4 protein-coding genes are annotated in these 3,569 nt (G+C 66.6%); all 4 read right to left on the bottom strand.

Annotated features, from left to right (window positions below):
* A partial coding sequence (locus VHL31_RS02030; RefSeq protein WP_329659534.1) for a FadR/GntR family transcriptional regulator occupies positions 1-567 on the bottom strand: 567 nt, incomplete at its 3' end.
* Positions 564-1,844 carry a TRAP transporter large permease gene (locus VHL31_RS02025; RefSeq protein WP_329659533.1) on the bottom strand — a complete coding sequence of 427 codons (1,281 nt, stop codon included), beginning with the start codon at positions 1,842-1,844 and terminating at the stop codon, positions 564-566. The genes VHL31_RS02030 and VHL31_RS02025, both read right to left, overlap by 4 nt.
* The gene (locus tag VHL31_RS02020; protein WP_329659532.1) at positions 1,832-2,374 is read right to left on the bottom strand and encodes a TRAP transporter small permease; all 543 of its coding nucleotides are present in this window, start codon (positions 2,372-2,374) and stop codon (positions 1,832-1,834) included. Before VHL31_RS02020 ends, VHL31_RS02025 begins: the two co-directional genes overlap by 13 nt.
* A 76-nt stretch (positions 2,375-2,450) precedes the next feature.
* Positions 2,451-3,431, bottom strand: coding sequence for a TRAP transporter substrate-binding protein (locus VHL31_RS02015; protein WP_329659531.1), 981 nt, complete (start codon positions 3,429-3,431; stop codon positions 2,451-2,453).
* Positions 3,432-3,569 lie beyond the last annotated feature (138 nt).

Genomic DNA, 3,569 nt, shown 5'->3' with positions numbered 1-3,569 from the left:
CGATGCCGCCTCCCGCTCGGCCGAGCTGACCAGCGCACGCGGGATGGTGTGGCGGTCCAGCGCGGTCAGGCATTCCACGAAGAAGGGGTTGTTGGTGGCCTTGGCTACCGCAAGATGGAAGGCGAAGTCGACGTCGTGGGTGGGTGCGCCGCTGCGCAGCTCACGGCCGAACGCCACGAAGGTTTCGCGGATCATCGCCTCCTGGGCGGAAGAGCGACGCTGGGCCGCGAGTGCCGCGGCTTCGACCTCGACGGCCAGGCGGAGTTCCAGGACGTTCAGCATGGTCGCGAGCGGGCCGGCCAGACCGGCCAGGAACCTCCCGAATCCGCCCCCCGCCGGCTGGCGCACGAACACGCCGGCACCCTGGCGCGCCTCGACGAGGCCGCTTGCCGCAAGCGCGGCGACCGCCTCGCGGATGACGGTGCGGCTGACCCCGAAGCGGGCGACGAGTTCGGTCTCGGTTTCCAGCTTGTCGCCCGGCATCAGGTCGCCATTGCCGATGCGCTGCTCGATGGCGCTGACCACCTTGGCCGCCAGCTTCGGCTTGCGCGCCAGCGTGGCGCTCAATGGAACAGTCTCGGCAGCCAGAGCGACAGCTCCGGGATGTAGGTGACCAGCAGCAGCACGACGACCGAGCTCAGGTAGAACGGCCAGATGGTGCGGACCGCCTGCGCGATCGGGATCTTGGCGACCGCGCAGCCGACGAACAGGACCGAGCCTACCGGCGGCGTGCACAGGCCGATGCCGAGGTTCAGGATCAGCACCGCGCCGAAATGGACGGGGTCCATCCCATAGGCGGTGACCACGGGCAGGAAGATCGGCGTGGTGATCACGATGAGCGGCGACATGTCCATGAACGTGCCGAGGAACAGGAGCAGCACGTTGATCAGGAGCAGGATGACGACCGGGTTCTCCGAGATCGTCTTCATGAAGGCGATCATCGCGGCCGGGACCCGCAGGTAGGCAAGCAACCAGCCGAACGCGGCCGCACAGCCGATCACGAGCAGCACCATGGCGGTGGTGCGCACGGCACCGAGCGTGGCAGCTACGAAATCGCTCCAGGACATGGAGCGGTACACGAACACGGTGACCGCCAGGGCATAGACGATCGCGATGCAGGAGCTCTCGGAGGCCGTGAACACGCCGGAGCGGACGCCGCCGAAGATGATGGCGATCAGGAGGATGCCCGGGATGGCTGCCACGGCGAGCCGCGCGATCATCGCAAGGCCGGGGAATGGCTCGACGGGATAGCCGCGCTGCCTGGCGACGAACCAGGCTGCCAGCATCAGCGCCGCGGCCAGCATCAGGCCAGGCACGATGCCAGCCGTGAACAGGTCGGCGATCGAGATCGTGCCGCCGGCCGAGATCGAATAGATGATCATGTTGTGCGATGGCGGGATCAGGAGCGCGATCACAGCGCTGGTGACCGTCACGTTCACCGCATAGTCGACGTCGTAGCCCCGCTCCTTCATCTGCGGGATCATCAGCCCGCCGATCGCGGACGCATCCGCCACGGCCGAGCCGGAGATGCCGCCGAACAGGGTCGACGCGGCGATGTTGACCTGCCCCAGGCCGCCGCGCAGGTGTCCCACGATCGAGCCGGCAAGGCGCACCAGCCGGGCCGCAATCCCGCCACGGACCATCAGGTCGCCGGCATAGATGAAGAACGGGATCGCCATCAGGGCGAAGCTGGAAACGCCGGAACTCAGGCGCTGGAAGACGATTAGCGGCGGCATGCCGAGATAGAAGGCGGTCGCGAACGAGGCGACACCCAGGCAGAAGGCGACGGGCGTGCCGATCAGGAGGAGGAGGACGAACGTCCCGAACAGGATCAGGAGTTCCATACGGCTTCCTCCGCGCGTGCTTCGTCCACCGGGACATGAGCCGGGGCCATGCCGGCCAGCCGGCGCACCAGCTTCTCCAGCCCGAACAGCGCGATGAGAACGCCACCCAGGACGATCGAGACATATTCCACGGTACCGGGCAGCCGCAGCACGGGGATCGTGGCGCTCCAGGTGCCGGCTGCGAGAAGGGCGCCGAAATAGGCCATGCCGGCACCGAACACGATCACGGCCAGGTCGGACAGGAAGCGCATGGCAACCGCCACCTTTGCCGGCACGACCGTCACCAGCACGTCGAAGCCCAGATGGGTGTCCTCGCGCACGCCGGCGGCAGCACCAAGGAAGATGAACCAGCCCATCAGGATCAGCGAGACAGGCTCCGTCCAGGACGGCGAACTGTTCAGGACGTAGCGGCCGAACACCTGCCAGGCGGTGGCGGCGGTCATGGCCACGAGGCCCACCCCGGCCACCCAGAGCGCTGCCGTCGACAGCAGGTGAAGCAAGGCTGCGAGGCGATGCAGATTGGAACGCACGGGGCAGGGCTCTCGGCCAGGAGGGCAGGGCCCGCCACCCGGTCAGGGCGACGGGATCGATCCGGAGCGGCTGGTCCTACTGGACGGCCTGGATGCGGGCGACCAGGTCCTTCAGTTCCTCCGTGTTGGCGAACTCGGCATAGACCGGTGCCATCGCGTCGATGAAGGGCTGCTTGTCGATGGTGATCACCTCAACGCCGGCGGCGCGCACGGTCTCCTCGGACTTCTTCTCCTGGGCTTCCCAGAGCTCGCGCATCTTGGCGACCGATGCCTTGGCCGCCTCCTTCACCGCCGTCTGGTCCTCGGGCGTGAGCTTGTCCCAGGTCGCCTTCGACATGGTCAGGACTTCCGGCGACATCGAGTGCTGGGTCAGCGTGTAGAACTTGGCGACCTCGTAATGCTTCGAGGATTCGAAGGAGGGCCAGTTGTTCTCCGCGCCGTCGATCACGCCGGTCTGCAGGGCGGAGTAGACCTCGCCGTACGACATGGGGGTGGGGTTGGCCTTGAGCGCCTGCATCATCGACAGCCACATGTCGGACTGCTGGACGCGGATCTTCTGGCCCTGCATGTCGGCGAACGAGCGGATCGGCTTGTTGACCGTGTAGAAGGACCGCGCACCGCTGTCGTAGAAGCACAAGGCGACCAGGTCGTGCGCCTCGAAGGCTGCCAGGATCTCGTTGCCGATCTCGCCGTCCATCACCTTGTGCATGTGCTCGATCGAGCGGAACACGAAGGGCAGGGCCGGGACCACGGTCTGCGGGATGAGGTTGTTGAACGGCGCCAGGTTGACGCGGTTCATGTCGATCACGCCGAACCGGGTCTGCTCGATCGTGTCCTTCTCCTCGCCGAGCTGGCGGGAGTGGAAGACCTCGACCTTGATCCGGCCGTTGGTCTTCTCCTCCAGCAGCTGGCCCATGTACTTGACCGCCTCGACGGTCGGATAACCGTCCGGATGGATGTCGGCCGAGCGCAGGATCATCTCCTCCTGCGCAGAGGCGCCATGGGCGGCCAGCAGGGCCAGCGCGGCGGTGGCTCCAAGGAACATGCGACGAAGCATCGATCTTCTCCCTGATGAACCGGTCAAAGCCGGTAGGCTTTCTTGGCGAGGCCATAGGCCAGGTCATGCGCGAGTTCGTGCGCTTCGTCCTCGTCGAGCCGGCCGGTCAGGACCAGCTCCGCAAGGAAGGCGCAGTCG

It is taken from the genome of Geminicoccus sp. (genome assembly GCF_036263595.1).
Classification (GTDB): domain Bacteria; phylum Pseudomonadota; class Alphaproteobacteria; order Geminicoccales; family Geminicoccaceae; genus Geminicoccus.
This window is presented reverse-complemented; position numbering and strand designations above follow the sequence as displayed.